The sequence below is a fragment of the Streptomyces pimonensis genome, from assembly GCF_041380215.1.
Taxonomy (GTDB): domain Bacteria; phylum Actinomycetota; class Actinomycetes; order Streptomycetales; family Streptomycetaceae; genus Streptomyces; species Streptomyces pimonensis.
On sequence record NZ_JAHWZY010000069.1, the window covers coordinates 1 to 14,020 of the forward strand.

Here is a 14,020-nt window from a genome sequence, read left to right on the forward strand (position 1 = left end):
CAACTGGCAACGCCACTACCGCCACCTCACCGACCTCGCCGCCGACGAGGCCGACGGCGTCCTGCCCGACATCGCCCCCGGCGTACTCATGGACGGCGACGACATCGGACGATGGCTCCAGCAGCAGCGCAAGCCGGCCACCTGGAAGCAGCTGTCACTCGAGCAGCAAGAACGGCTGACCAAGCTGGGCGTGCAGCCCGACGAGGCCCCATCTCCCGCCCCAGCGGCCACCCGTGCAGCAAAGGGCCCGAGCAAGGCGCAGCAGGCTTTTCAACGCGGCCTGGCAGCCCTCGCCCAGTGGATCGCGCGGGAAGGCCAGCGGCCCGTCCCCCGCGGCCACAGCGAGCAGATTGCGGTCGGTGGTGAGGCGGATCCGGTGGTCGTGAAGCTGGGCGTATGGATATCGAACACCAAATCGAGAAGGGAACGGTTGGACACCGACCAACTCGCCGCGCTGCGGGAGCTGGGTGTGGAATGGGCGGGACCGCGCTGACCGCCGACCCGGCTCCGGCGCAGCCCGCGCTGGCGGCGGCTCCTGGCAGCGTGCCTGGTACCGAGCCCGCGCCCATGTGCTCGGGCACGGGGTGGTACACGGCGGTGACAGCCTGGCCGGTCTGCCGCGCTGGCTCGAGCGGTGGCTGCGCCACCAGATCACCCCCTATGGGCAGCTGCACGAGGACCAGCAGCGTCTACTCGCCGAACTTGGCCTGTCCTGGGGCGAGGTGGGGCGTTTTCATGCCTGGCCCGGGCGGCGCCGCCCGGCCGTCGACGGCCTGGCCACCGCGCGTGCCTACGCCGCCCGGCACGGCCACCTTGCCGTCTCCGGGCCCACTGTGGTCGATGATTTCGCCCTGGGGACCTGGCTCACCAGCGTACGCCACCGTCAGCGCAGCGCCGGTCGGCCCACCCGCCTGGGACGGCACCTGAGCGCCGTCGACGCCTGGTGGAACCCGCCCTGGCCCATCGGCTGGCAGCGAATGTGGTGGACCAGCCGCTTCCACCTGACCGGGCTTGGTGAAGGGCTTAAGTGGTGGCCGGGCGCACCGGACGCCGAGCATGCCGCCGCCTGGCTGCATGAGCAAGGTGCCCGGCGGCCGCTGTTGCAGCCGGGACAGCAACAGCTGGTCGATGAGCTGGTGTCGCTGGCCGGTGGAGTACCGGTGTGGCAGCCACGGATCAGTGACGCCGCCTGGCGGACACTGTCCGCTGTGCTGCCCGCCCAGCCGCACACCGGTGGCCGCCCCCGCTGCGAGCGGCAGCTTTGGAAGCCATCGTCCACGTCACCTGCACCGGGCAGGCCTGGCCGCGTCTTCCCTCGGCACTGGGGCCCTTCCGGGCCTGCCGGCACCGTTTTCTTCGCTGGTGCGAGGACGGCACCCTGGAGCGGGTCTGCCGCACGGTCCTGCCCGAGCAGGATCGCGGCTGGCAGCGGATCCTGGCCGCCTACACCGACTCCTGATGAGCCGCTCTAACTGATCATTTCAGAATGAGGTTCGGAGTCGTCGCAAGCAGATGATGCTGCAGGCGAGTTGGAGCAGTCCGAGGTGGAGGTCGGCCCGTATCTCGTAGCGGATCCGAAGGCGTTTGAACTGATGGAGCCAGGCGAAGGTTCGCTCGACGACCCATCTGGTCCTGCCCAGGCCGGATCCGTGGGCGGTGCCCTTGCGGGCGATCTTCGGCGTGATACCGCGGGCTCTGAGCAGGCGTCGGTACTTGTCGTAGTCGTAGCCGCGGTCGGCGAACAGTCGCCGTGGCCGGTGGCGGGGCCGGCCGACCAGGCCGCGGATGCGGGGGATGGTGTCCAGCAGGGGTATGAGCTGGGTGACGTCGTGCCGATTTCCGCTGGTCAGCGAGACGGCGAGGGGTGTTCCGTGGCGGTCGGTGATCAGGTGGTGCTTGCTGCCGGGGCGGCCGCGGTCGACCGGCGAAGGTCCGGTGTGAGCCCCCCTTTCAGAGCCCGGACGTGCGAGCCGTCGATCGCGGCGTCGTCCATGGCCAGCAGGCCGGCTCCGCGGAGTTCCGCGAGGAGAATGGCGTGCAGGCGGGGCCAAACTCCGGCCTCGGTCCAGTCCCGCAGGCGCCGCCAGCACGTAACCCCACTGCAGCCGATCATCTCGGTCGGCACGTCCGCCCAGGTCCCGCCCGTGCGCAGGACGTAAATGATCCCGCGCAGAGCCGCACGGTCATCCGCTGGCAGCCGGCCCGGATACCGCCGACGCCGCAGCGGACGAGGCGGGAGCAATGGGACGACACGATCCCACAGGTCATCAGGCACAAGATCATCCGGCACTTGCAGAACTCTGCCGCCCACCAGCCCAACTGCCAAGCCCTCGGGCCAAACTCATTCTGAAATGATCAGTAAATGTCACCGCTCTCCGGCAGCCGCCGAGCGCCAAGGAACGCGCACCGCCAAGGAAGCGCCGCCTACAGCAGCCCTCGGCAACCGCCGAGGGCTTCGTCGTGCTGCCTGGAAGAACCCACCGTGCCCACCTTCGAGACCCTTCCCCGCTTCACCGCTGACCTCCAGCACCTCACCCCCGCCCAGCGCCGGTGCTTCCGCCGCGTCGTCCTGGACGCCTGCGCACCGGCCGCCAGTTCCGCCCCGGCTTGCGGATCAAGGGGGTGCGCTGCGCCCTCGGCGTCTACGAAATCACCTGAACACCGGACGGCCGCGCGACATGGTCGTACGGCGGGGAGATAGTCGTCGGGCTTCCCCACAGGCGCTGTCACATTATTGGGTGCGTGGGTCTCTGACAGCGCGTCGGGGCGTGGTGGGGGCCAGGTTTCGGGCCGGTGTTCAGGCCCCGGCGGCGCAGGTGATCTGGTTCCAGATGGCGAAGCGGATGGTCATCTCGGCTCGGTAGCCGAGGGCGGTCATCAGGTGGCGGCAGGGTCGGAAGTGGGGTGAGATGCCGCTGAACGCGGCCAGGAACCGCTGGGCGGCGCCGACGCTACGAAAGCCTCTCATAGCCCGTTCGCGCTGCCGCGTGGACTGATGGCTGTTCTCGGCCCGGTTGTTCAGGCCCTTGTGGGAGCGGTGCTCGACGGAGGGCATGATCTCGCGGTGGGCCGCGCCGTAGGAGCGAAACTTGTCCGTGACGATCACTCGTGGCACCGTGCGGGTCTTCTTCAGCAACCTGCGAAAGAAGCGCTGGGCCGCGGCCTTGTCCCGGCGGTTGTGCACGAGGATGTCGAGGACGTTGCCGTCCCGGTCCGCAGCCCGCCACAGATACTTCTGCTCATCGTTGGTCTTGATGAAGACTTCGTCGAGATGCCATGTGTCGCCGGGCCGGGGCTGCCGACGGCGCAGCGCGCCGACGTAGGTCTGCCCGAACTTGGCGCACCAGCGGCGGACCGTCTCATACGAGACGATCACACCGCGCTCAAGCATGAGCTCCTCGACCTCGCGGAACAACAGCCGAAAGCGGTGGCACAGCCACACGCAGTACGCGATGATCCCGGCCGGGTACCGGTGCCCCTTGTACGACGGCGGCACACTGTCCACGAACGGCCCCTCCCAGCATGACCAGCCAGAAGATCATCCCACCCGGTCAGTCAACGTGACAGTACCCGGTCGCACCGTCCAGCGACTCGCGGACGATGTCGGCGTGGTCCGCGTGCCGGGCCGTCTCGCGGATCAGGTGCAGGCACAGCCAGCGCTTGGAGAGCCGTTCGTCCTTCGGATTCCAGGACGTCTTCGGCAGCAGGAAAGTCTCCTCGATGCTGGGCACCGCGCGGATGAACGCCTCCGTCTCGGCGGCCGCCTTCTCGTAATACGCGAGGCACGAGTCCACCGTCTCGTCGCCGACCACCCGGAAGCACTCGTGCCAGTTCGACTCGTCCCGGTGGACGGCCGCCGACTCGCCCTCGGCGCGCGCGACCCAGCCCTGCTCCACCTCGGCGACGTGCTTGAGCAGCCCGGCGAGCGACAGCTCACTGGCGCTGGGAGTGCTCACGGCCTGCTCGTCCGTCAGCCCGAGCAGGGCCCGGCGGATGCCGCCGCGCTGCTCGGCGAGGAAGGAGAGCAGCGCTCCGCGCTCGTCGCCGTGCGCCTCCGCGGGAACGTGAGTGACCATGACCGCCGCCTTTCGCCCGTTCGGCCCCTCACGACGGGGGCCCTGTTGCCTGACACCGATCACGCTACGAACCCTTGCGGTCAGGTTCTGTCCGCAAGGGTCCGTGACGTCTGCGCAACGTGTTCGTGGCGGCGGCCCGGGCGGGCCGGCCCGCCGCTACCGGTCCAGGTACAGACTGAGGTGCTGACCGGTGTGCGAGTGCGCCGCCCGTGCGAGTTCGGCCGGGGTGCCCGTAAAAACTATCTCGCCTCCGGTGTTGCCGCCCTCCGGCCCGAGGTCGATGACCCAATCGGCCTGGGAGATCACGGCCAGGTCGTGCTCGATCACGATGACGGTGTTGCCCCGGTCGACGATCCGGTTCAGCAGTCCGACGAGGTTGTCGATGTCGGACAGGTGGAGGCCGGTGGTCGGTTCGTCGAGGATGTAGACCGTGCCCGAGCCGGAGAGCCGGTCCGCCAGTTTCAGCCGCTGCCGTTCACCGCCGGACAGGGTGGCCAGCGACTGGCCGAGTCCGAGGTAACCGATGCCGGTCTCGATCAGGGCGTTGGCCTTGGCGCGCAGCGGCCCCGAGAGGAAGAACTCCCCCGCCTCCTCGGCGGACATCTCCAGGACGTCCGCGATGTTCTTGCCGCGCACCCGGTGCTGGAGCACCGACTCCTTGAAGCGGCGGCCCTCGCAGACCTCGCAGTGCGTGGTGACCGGGTCCATGTAGGCGACCTCGGTGATGAGCAGGCCGCGGCCCTCGCACTCCTCGCACGCGCCCTTGGAGTTGAAGCTGAAGAGGCTGGCGTCCTCGCCACTGGCCTTGGCGAAGAGCTTGCGGATCGGGTCCATCAGCTTGAGGTAGCTCGCCGGGGTGGACCGCGAGGAACGCGGGATGGGCGACTGGTCGACGAACACGGCCCCCGGGTACTGGTCGCGGAAGGCCTGGGCGATCAGGGAGCTCTTGCCCGCGCCCGCCACGCCGGTGACGGCGGTGAGGACGCCGGTCGGGATCTCGGTGGAGACGTCCTTCAGGTTGTTCACCGCCGCGTTCCGGATCGGCAGGGTCCGGTCCCACGGACGGGGGGTCTCCTTGATCCCGCCAGTGCGTCGCAGTCCCTGCCCAGTCAGCGTGTCGGTGGCACGGAGTTCCCCGTAGGCACCCTCGAAGACGATGGTGCCGCCGTGCACGCCGGCCCGCGGTCCGATCTCCACGACGTGGTCGGCGACCGCCATGACGTCGGGATCGTGCTCCACGACGAGGACCGTGTTGCCCTTGTCGCGCAGTGCGCGCAGCAGGTCGTTGAGCCGGCTGACGTCCCGGGGGTGGAGGCCGACGCTCGGCTCGTCGAAAATGTAGGTCAGGCCGGTCAGTTCGCTGCCGAGGTGGTTGACGAGCTTGAGCCGCTGGCCCTCGCCCCCCGAGAGCGTGGAGGTGGCCCGGTCGAGGGTGAGGTAGCCGAGGCCGATGGCCTGGATCTGCTCCAGGGTCTCGATGATGGTGGTGACGAGCGGCGTGTCGAGCCGCTCCCGGAGCGCGGCGACCACCCCGATGAGGTCGCTGACCTGCATCTGGGACCAGTCGGAGATGTTGTGGCCGTCGATGCGGGTGGCGAGCGCCTTCTGGTTGAGCCGGGCGCCCTCACACGTGGGGCAGACGCCTTCGGTGAAGAACTCGGCCGCCTTGTCGCGGGCGGCCTTGCTCATGCCAGCCGTGTCCCGCTTGAGGTGGCGGCGGACGAAACTGTCCACCAGGCCCTCGTAGCGCAGGGCCAGCACGTTGCCGTTGGGATAGGTCACCTCAACCGTGCCGCTGCTGCCGTGCAGCAGGGTGTGCATCTCCTCGTCCGTGTAGTCGACGAGCCTCTTGTCGACGTCGAGGCGCTCGTAGTTGGCGTAGAACTGCCAGTTTGCGCTGCCGACGGTGTAACCGGGGAGGAGGATGGCGCCCTCGGCGATCGACTTGCCGAGGTCGATCATGAGTTCCGGGTTGGGGCGCCGGGCGCGGCCGAGGCCCTCGCACTCCGGGCACATGCCCTTGGGGTCGTTGAAGGAGTAGAGCCAGGTCTGGCCGAGGCCGTCGTTGCCGTGGTTGGCGAACAGCACGCGCATCACAGTGTAGATGTCCGTGACGGTGCCGACGGTGGAACGGGCGTTGCCGCCGAGGGGCCGCTGGTCGACGACCACGGGGGTGGTCAGCCTGATGACCGCGTCCACGTGCGGGCGTTCGAACTTGGGTAGGTCGTGCCGGATGTTCCAGGGGAAGGTGGCGTTGAGCTGCCGCTGGGCCTCCACGGCGACGGTGTCGAAGACTAGGGAGGACTTTCCGGAGCCGGAGACGCCGACGAAGACCGTGATCCGGTTCTTGGGGATGACGAGGGAGACGTCCTTCAGGTTGTTCTCTCGGGCACCTACGACCTGGATGCCCTCGTCGGTTGCGGTAACCGGCGTCTGGTTCACAAAACATCCTCTCTGCATCGTGTGGGTCGACGGGCCGGTGTGCCCGTCGGGCTCACTGCATCTGCGTCTGCGCGCGGACGGCGCGCAGGAGTTCGGGGTCCTGCGGGTCGACCGTGGGGCCGAACCGGCCCACGGGTTCGCCGGTGGGCGAGACGAGGAACTTCTCGAAGTTCCAGCGCACGTCCCCGGTGTGGCCCTCCGCGTCGGCGCAGGGGGTCAGCGCGGTGTAGAGGGGGTGGCGGTCTGCTCCGTTGACGGCGGTCTTCTCGGTGAGCGGAAACGAGATCTGCTGCAGGGAGCAGAAGCCGGCGATCTCCTCGGAGGTGCCCGGCTCCTGCTCGCCGAACTGGTTGCAGGGCACTCCGATGACGCTGAACCCGTCCTCGTGGTGGCGGCGCGCGAGCGTGTCGAGTCCGGCGTACTGGCCGGCCAGGGCGCACTGGGACGCCACGTTGACGATGAGCAGGGTCCGCCCGCGGTGCCGTGCCAGCAGGTCGGGCTTTCCGTTCAGTTCCGCGATGGCGATGTCGAAGACAGTCATGCCGTGCACGCTAGGTTCACCAACTCCAGTCGCGGTCGACGTCCCGTCGGAGGGATCTCGCGTACCGCTGGACGGCGTGCCCACCGGGACGGCGTGGAAGCCGAGGGGGTGTGAGCCGGCCCGGGGGATTGGCCGGCTCACACCCCCGGCTCAGGCGTCCTTACCGGCTCAGCGACCGGTACTTGCGGACGGACAGCGGGAAGAAGACCGCGAAGATCGCGAGCGGCCAGACGAACGACATGAGCATCGCGTGTTCGGCGATCCACGAGGTGCCGCCCACACCCGGGTTGCCGAACAGCTCACGGGTGGCGTGGGCGGTCGACGACAGCGGGTTCCACTCGGCGATGGCCGCCAGCCAGCCCGGCATCATCTCCGGGGAGGCGAAGGTGTTGGCGACGATGCCGAGCGGGAAGAGCAGGGTGTAGACGGCGGAGGCCGCCTCCGGGGTTTTGATGATCAGGCCGAGGTAGATGCCGACCCAGAGCAGGGCGAAACGCAGGAGGAGCAGGAGTGCGAAGGCGCCGAGTGCCTGCACGAACCCGTCGTCCCAGCTCCATCCGGCGATGACCCCACAGCCCATGAGGATCATCAGGACCACGGTGCTGTAGAGCATGTTGACGATGCTCTGCCCGATGACCACCGACGCGGCGGACATGGGCATGGAGCGGAACCGGTCGGTGACGCCCTTGGAGGCGTCAGCGGTGACGCCGGCCATGGTCTCGCCGATACCGAAGGCCATCGACATGACGAACATGCCGGGCATCAGGAACTCCATGTAGTCCCCGCCGCCCTCGACCTGCATGCCGCTGCCGAAAATGCCGCCGAACAGCAGCACCATCAGGATCGGGAAGGCGAGGCCCGCCAGGATCTGGGTGGGGTTGCGGGCCCAGTGGGACAGTCCGCGGAGCGTGAGCGTCCAGGAGTCCGCGAGGACCCAGCCCAGTTTGGCCAGCGGGTTCCTGGGCAGTTCGGGCGCGATGATCGCGGTCATGACTGAGCGACCTCCTTAACGCTCTGCTCGGCGGACATGACCGCCCCGTTGCCGGTCAGGTTCAGGAACACCTCGTCGAGTGTGGGCCTGCGCAGGGCGATGTCCTCGGCCTCGATGCCGGCCTCGTCGAGCTCGCGGGTCACGGCGGTGAGGGCGGCGACCCGGTTGGCGACGACGACGCTGACACGCCGGCTGTCGGCGTCCGTCTCGGGCTCGGAGCGCAGCAGAGCGCCGATCAGGCCGGCGGCGCGCTCGATGTCGTGGGACCGGCGGAGCACGACGTCGATCCGGTCGCCACCGATCTTGTTCTTGAGCTGGTCGGGAGTGCCGGACTCGACGACCCTGCCGTCGTCGATCAGGGCGATCCGGTCGGCCAGTTGGTCGGCCTCCTCGAGGTACTGGGTGGTCAGCAGGACGGTGCGGCCCTCGGCAACCAGGCCGCGGACGGACTCCCAGACGTCGTTGCGGCCCCGCGGGTCGAGCCCGGTAGTGGGCTCGTCGAGGAACAGCACGGACGGGGCCAGGATGAGGCTGGCGGCGAGGTCGAGCCGCCGCCGCATACCGCCGGAGTACTGCTTGGCCGGCTTTCCGGCAGCCTCGGCCAGACCGAAGCGCTCCAGCAGTTCGTCGGCCCGGCTCTGGGCGTTGCGCTTGCCGATGTGGTATAAGCGCCCGAACATCACGAGGTTCTGACGACCGCTCAGATCTTCGTCCACCGCGGCGTGCTGGCCGAGGAGTCCGATGCTGTAGCGGACCTGGGCCGACTGGGTGGCGACGTCGTAGCCGGCGACCCGGGCTGTTCCTTCGTCGTACTTCAGCAGGGTGGAGAGAATGCGGACCGCGGTGGTCTTTCCGGCGCCGTTCGGGCCGAGAAGCCCGTAGACGACGCCTCGGGGTACCTCCAGGTCGAGTCCCGCGAGGGCCTCCTTGTCGCCGTATTTCTTCTTCAGAGCTTCGGTCTGGATCGCCAGGTCGGCGCCGCCCATGCCCGCCCCTTCTTTCGGGTGCTCAAATTTGGGTACCCGGCGAGCATAGTGAGGGCTGGCCGGATATTCAAGTTTTAGTACCCCTCGTCGGCGCCGCCTTCCCGGGTGTCCCAGTGGTCACGGTGGGCGGCGTACCACTCGACCGTCTCGCGCAGCCCGTCCGCCAGTGACCAGCGCGGCTCGTAGCCCAGTTCACGACGGATCTTCGTGTCGTCCACGGCGTACCGGAAGTCGTGCCCCTTGCGGTCCTCGACCCGACGCACGAGGTCCCAGCCGCGGCCGCACAGCGCCAGGAGGCGGCCGGTCATCTCCTTGTTGGTCAGGTGGGTGCCGCCGCCGATGTTGTAGACCTCCCCCGGCTGGCCCCCGTCCAGCACCAGACGCACCGCACGGCAGTGGTCGTCCGCGTGCAGCCACTCCCGCAGGTTCGAGCCGTCCCCGTACAGCGGGACCGGCCGCCCGTCGAGGAGCCGGGTGACGAACAGCGGGACCAGCTTCTCGGGGTGCTGGCCGGGGCCGTAGTTGTTGGCGCACCGGGTGATGCGCACGTCCAGACCGTGGGTGCGCCAGTACGACCGGGCGATCAGGTCGGCCGCGGCCTTCGACGCCGCGTAGGGCGAGTTGGGCAGCAGCGGCTCGTCCTCCGTCCAGCGCCCCTCGGCGATGGAGCCGTACGTCTCGTCCGTGGAGATGTGGACGAAGACGCCCGTTCCGTGCCGCAGGGCCGCTTCGAGCAGGGCCTGCGTGCCGATCACGTTCGTACGGACGAAGGCCTCGGCGCCCGCCACCGAACGGTCCACATGCGACTCTGCGGCGAAGTGCACCACGGCCTCGTGACCGGGGAACACCTTGTCCAGCAGCGTGGTGTCGCAGATGTCGCCCTGCACGAAGTCCAGCCGCGGGTGGCTCAGTGGCAGGTTGTTCAGCGTCCCCGCGTAGGTGAGCTTGTCCACGACGGTCACCCGGTCCTCCTCGTGGCCGGGGTATCCGCCGCTCAGCAGTGTTCTGACGAAGTGCGAGCCGATGAAACCGGCCGCACCGGTCACCAGGATGTTCACGCTTCTCCCGTCCTCATCACGTCAGAGGGCCGCGGCCGCCGACCGGTGCCGTGCCGTCAGCTTCTCTAGGGTGGGCACCACTTCATTGGGGCTCGGCGCCGACAGCATGGCCAGGCGCAGCCGCCGCGCGCCCTCCGTGAACGAGGGGTCGTCGAGCACCCGCACGAGCTTGTCGCGCAGGATGTCGACGGTCAGGCCCTCGGAGTGCAGGTGCAGCCCCGCGCCCAGTTCCTCCACCCGCTGGGCCCGGTAGATCGCGTCCCACATCCAGCCGAGCGCCACCTGCGGCACCCCGTGCGCGGCGGCGGTCGCCCAGGTGCCCGCCCCACCGTGATGCACGATCGCCGAGCAGGTGGGCAACAGTGCCAGCAGCGCCACATGGTCGACCACCCGCGTGTTGTCCGGCACCCGCGACACGTGGGCGAGTTCCTTCTCGCTCAGCGTCGCCACCACCTCGACGTCCAGGTCGGCCAGCGAGGCGAAGACTTCGTCGACGTCGACGGCGTTGGGGAACTCCGTGTCCCGGATGGTGAGCCCGAGGGTGAGGCAGACCCGGCGGCGCTCCGGCGGCCGGCGCAGCCAGTCCGGTACGACGGCCGGGCCCGGCCCGTTGTACGACACATAGCGCGTGGGTACCGTCGGCAGCCCCAGCTCCATCCGCACGCCGGGTGGCATCTGGTCGACCGACCACTGTCCCGTGATCGCGTCGGGACCGAACGCCGCGCCGTGCCGGTCGAGGGTGTACCCCAGCCACTCCTCCAGCGGGTCGTCGCGAAGTTCGGCGGGCAGTTCCGCCTGACGCCGACGCAGTGTCAGATAGGTGTGGGCGAAGAGATCGGGGAACGCCAGCAGTCGGGCGTGGGCGACCCCTGTCGCCTTCGCGGCGACGGCCCCAGCGAAGGTGAAGGGTTCCCAGAGCACCAAGTCCGGCCGCCAGAACCGGGCGTAGTCGACGAGCTCGTCGATCATCGTGTCGTTGTTGATCTGCGCGTAGAAGGTCGCCGTCAGGATCGCGTTCGACGCCCGCAGGTAGTCGAGGCTCAGCCGCTCCGGACGGTTCTCCAGGTAGTCGCGGTCCATGTGGTGCATGAGCATCCCCGGACCGACGGTGGGGATGACGGCGTCCATCCGGTGGTTCTCGCCCACCGGCACGGCCGTCAGACCGGCCCGGGTGATGCTCTCGACCATGGCCGGCTGGCTGGCCACCCGGACCTCGTGCCCGGCGGTCCGCAGCGCCCAGGCGAGCGGGACGATGCCGTTGAGATGGGCGTCCTGTGCGAAGGCTGTCAGCAGTACACGCACCGAGGTGCTCCTCCCCTGGTGATGGTCGGTCCGGTCATGCGACCGGGAAGCGCAGGACACCGCGCAGCACCGCCGAGCGCATACGGTGCAGCACCTCGGCGCCCGTGCGCAGGCCGGGCCGGAGCTCGGCGAGAACACGGACCGCCGCTTCCGACTGGACCCGGACCAGCGCCTCGGTGACCGGCGCCGCGGGACCGCCGAGGAAGGTGAGCGAACGGTCGCCGTCGGCTCGGTCGGGGACGAAGGCGTCCGGGTCGGCGAAGGACTCCGGGTCGCGGTTGGCCGCGTCGACGAGCACCACGACGCGCCGGCCCTCCTCCACGGTCTTGCCGTCGAGCTTGATCCGCTCGCGCGCGATACGGCTCTCGAACCGCAGCGGCGGAGCCAGCCGCAGGGCCTCCCGGACTGCGGCCCCGGCCAGTTCCGGGTTCTGCCCGATCCGCTCCCACTGCCCGGGGTGGTTCAGGAGAACCTCCACCGCGTTGCACACGGCGGTGGCGGTGACCTCGACCCCCACCACGACGGCGAGCGTCCCGATCGCGACCGCGTCCTGCGGCGAGGCGCCGGAGAGAGCGGCGAGGCCGGTGGCACGGCCGGCGTCGACCAAGCCGGTCAGCTCGGCGGACAGGTCCGTCACGGCCGTGAGCAGCGCTCGGGCGGTCCCCAACTGCTGCGGGCAGTGCCCGGCGTCAAGGGCGGTGGCGAGGCCGGCGTGCAGTTCGGCGAGGCGCTCGCGAGTCCCGGCGGGCAGGCCGAGCACGTCAGCCACCGCACGCAGGGCGGCGGGGACGGCGAAGTCCCGGTACAGGTCGAACCGTTCGCCCGTCGCGGTCAGCGTCTCGCGGCAGGCCGCCTCGATCTCCGGCAGCCGCGCGCCGAGCGCCTCGGCCGACAGCAGCGGGGCCGCCGCCTCGGCCAGCTTCCGGTACGCGGACGGGTCGAGGTTGAGGTGGGCGTCGTCGAGGGGGACGACATGGCACAGCAGCGGGTTGTCCCAGACGTCGACGCCCGGGTGGTGTTGCGGCCCCTCCTCGGCGTGGCGCGGGGAGAACCGCGCATCGCCGAGGATGCGGGCACCGAGCTCGCGGTCGGCCGTGACCCAGGCGCCGATGCTGCTCTCGTGCAGGCCGAGTTCACGGGCGCGGGCCCCGTGGCCGAGCGGGTCGTCGTCACCGGCGCGCAGGATCATGGCGAAGGGGTCGCCCTGGGCACCGAAGATGAACTGGACGCCTCGGATGGTCAGCAGATGCCGGCCCAATTCGCTGTTGGTCTGCTCAGTCAGCATGACACCGTCCTCGGGAGAAGAGTCCTGACAGGTGATGAGAGGTCCGCCGGTTCGGACGAGAGGTCCGCGGAGCGACGGAGAGGAAGAGGCAGAACGCCAGGGGCGACGCTAGGCCGCGTGCCTACAAGCGCACTCGACGCGTGCTACACGGCCCGCGTGGCCGGTGGCGGAGCGAGCTGCCGCAGGGGCTCGGCGGCGGCCCGTACGGCGGCCACGTCGTCCTCTGCCGTTCCCGGCCGGGCCGGCAGCAAGGAAACGATGGCCGAGCCGCCGGACCGCACGGCCGGGTGGCGGCGGGCCAGCTGGGACAGCCCCTGTCCCGGACCGGCCTCGACGAGCACGAGGTGGCCCTGGGCGAGGAGCGCGTCCAGAGCGGGCCAGAAGAGCACCGGCGCGACCGGCTGACGGGCCCAGAAGGCGGGGTCCTTCGCCTCGGCGGCCGTCAGGAACCGGGCCGTGTACCCGGACATGACCGGGATACCGGGCTCGCCGACGGGGAGGGCGGCGATCCGCTCTCCGGCGCCGCTCATGGCGGGGGCTAGGACCGGACTGTGGAACGCCGTGGAGGCCGGTACGCGCTGGAGCACGAACCCGGCTCCGGCCAGTGCCGCCGTGACGCTGCCCAGCGGGCCGTCGAGTCCCGCGAGGACCGTCTGGCGTACGGCGTTGACGGCACCGACCACCACGCCGTCCGTGAGGAAGGGCGCCACCTCGTCACAGGTGGCGGCGACGGCGACCATCCCGCCGGGCGGTGCGTCCGCCAGCCGCGCGACGCGGTCGTGCACCATGGCCGCGGCGTCCCGCAGCGTGAAGACGCCGGAGAGGACAGCGGCCGCCACCTCGCCGATGCTGTGGCCGAGCAGGGCGACGGGCCTTACGCCCCAGCTGAGCACGAGCCGCCCGAGGGCGTAGTCCACCGCGAACAGCAGCGGTTGGGACCGGGTGATGTGGTCCATCACCGCGGGGTCGGATGTCCCCAGCCAGTCCTCGCGCAGGCCGGTGCCGGGGCCACCGAGGTCCGTCAGGGTGGTCAGCGCCTCGTCCATCGCCCCGGCGAAAACGGGCTCGGCGGTCATGAGTCCCGCGGCCATGCGCAGGTGCTGGGATCCCTGGCCGGGCAACAGCAGGGCAACCGGGCGGGCCGCGCTCACGTCTTCCACCCCCGCACTCGGACGCATGCCGTTCACCGGTCCCTCCAGGAAGGTGCGTTCAGGATCTCGACCACGGCGCAGGACCAGCTGAAGCCGGCGCCGACGCCGAAGAGCATGCACGTGTCACCGGGCCCGAGCGCCCCGCTGGTGACCAGGTGGTCGAGTCCGGCGAAGGGGTCTCCGGCGCC

Annotated in this window: 14 protein-coding genes and 1 pseudogene; 3 read left to right on the plus strand and 12 right to left on the minus strand. The window is 70.0% G+C overall.

Annotated features, from left to right (window positions below; all coding sequences use genetic code 11):
* From KYY02_RS32780 to KYY02_RS32790, 3 genes and pseudogenes are all read left to right on the plus strand, one after another.
* The coding region (locus KYY02_RS32780) for a helicase associated domain-containing protein (protein WP_371244543.1) at positions 1–493 on the plus strand (493 nt) is incomplete at its 5' end.
* A gap of 229 nt (positions 494–722) precedes the next feature.
* Positions 723–938: pseudogene (locus KYY02_RS32785) on the plus strand (helicase associated domain-containing protein); the annotation flags it as partial.
* A gap of 308 nt (positions 939–1,246) precedes the next feature.
* Entirely contained in the window at positions 1,247–1,459 is a 213-nt protein-coding gene (locus KYY02_RS32790) for a transposase (RefSeq protein ID WP_503167883.1), read from the plus strand.
* Between the two features lie 22 nt (positions 1,460–1,481).
* Here KYY02_RS32790 and KYY02_RS32795 read toward each other — a convergent pair.
* The 12 genes from KYY02_RS32795 to KYY02_RS32850 form a co-directional block, all read right to left on the minus strand.
* A protein-coding gene (locus KYY02_RS32795) for an IS5 family transposase (protein WP_371244545.1) occupies positions 1,482–2,290 on the minus strand; the annotation gives its coding sequence in 2 pieces (ribosomal slippage) (positions 1,482–1,951 and positions 1,951–2,290; 810 coding nt in all).
* 507 nt (positions 2,291–2,797) lie between these two features.
* The gene (locus KYY02_RS32800) at positions 2,798–3,505 is read right to left on the minus strand and encodes an IS6 family transposase (protein ID WP_371244548.1); all 708 of its coding nucleotides are present in this window, start codon (positions 3,503–3,505) and stop codon (positions 2,798–2,800) included.
* Between the two features lie 46 nt (positions 3,506–3,551).
* The gene (locus tag KYY02_RS32805; protein WP_371244551.1) at positions 3,552–4,076 is read right to left on the minus strand and encodes a DinB family protein; all 525 of its coding nucleotides are present in this window, start codon (positions 4,074–4,076) and stop codon (positions 3,552–3,554) included.
* A 156-nt stretch (positions 4,077–4,232) separates the two neighbouring features.
* A complete protein-coding gene (locus KYY02_RS32810; RefSeq protein WP_371244553.1) occupies positions 4,233–6,518 on the minus strand; it encodes an ATP-binding cassette domain-containing protein in 2,286 nt (761 codons plus the stop codon).
* A 52-nt stretch (positions 6,519–6,570) separates the two neighbouring features.
* Positions 6,571–7,059, minus strand: a complete 489-nt coding sequence (locus KYY02_RS32815; protein WP_371244555.1) for a glutathione peroxidase — start codon at positions 7,057–7,059, stop codon at positions 6,571–6,573.
* Between the two features lie 160 nt (positions 7,060–7,219).
* Complete coding sequence (locus tag KYY02_RS32820) at positions 7,220–8,050, minus strand: ABC transporter permease (RefSeq protein WP_371244557.1); 831 nt, start codon at positions 8,048–8,050, stop codon at positions 7,220–7,222.
* Positions 8,047–9,036, minus strand: coding sequence for an ATP-binding cassette domain-containing protein (locus KYY02_RS32825; RefSeq protein WP_371244559.1), 990 nt, complete (start codon positions 9,034–9,036; stop codon positions 8,047–8,049). The genes KYY02_RS32820 and KYY02_RS32825 overlap by 4 nt, the downstream gene beginning before the upstream one ends.
* 74 nt (positions 9,037–9,110) lie before the next feature.
* Positions 9,111–10,094, minus strand: a complete 984-nt coding sequence (gene rfbB / locus KYY02_RS32830; protein WP_371244561.1) for a dTDP-glucose 4,6-dehydratase — start codon at positions 10,092–10,094, stop codon at positions 9,111–9,113.
* 21 nt (positions 10,095–10,115) lie between these two features.
* Positions 10,116–11,396, minus strand: coding sequence for an activator-dependent family glycosyltransferase (locus KYY02_RS32835; protein WP_371244563.1), 1,281 nt, complete (start codon positions 11,394–11,396; stop codon positions 10,116–10,118).
* A 34-nt stretch (positions 11,397–11,430) separates the two neighbouring features.
* The gene (locus KYY02_RS32840) at positions 11,431–12,681 is read right to left on the minus strand and encodes a cytochrome P450 family protein (protein ID WP_371244565.1); all 1,251 of its coding nucleotides are present in this window, start codon (positions 12,679–12,681) and stop codon (positions 11,431–11,433) included.
* A gap of 143 nt (positions 12,682–12,824) precedes the next feature.
* Complete coding sequence (locus KYY02_RS32845) at positions 12,825–13,859, minus strand: acyltransferase domain-containing protein (protein ID WP_371244567.1); 1,035 nt, start codon at positions 13,857–13,859, stop codon at positions 12,825–12,827.
* Between the two features lie 5 nt (positions 13,860–13,864).
* On the minus strand, positions 13,865–14,020 hold a 156-nt coding region (locus KYY02_RS32850), incomplete at its 5' end, for a 3-oxoacyl-[acyl-carrier-protein] synthase III C-terminal domain-containing protein (RefSeq protein ID WP_371244571.1).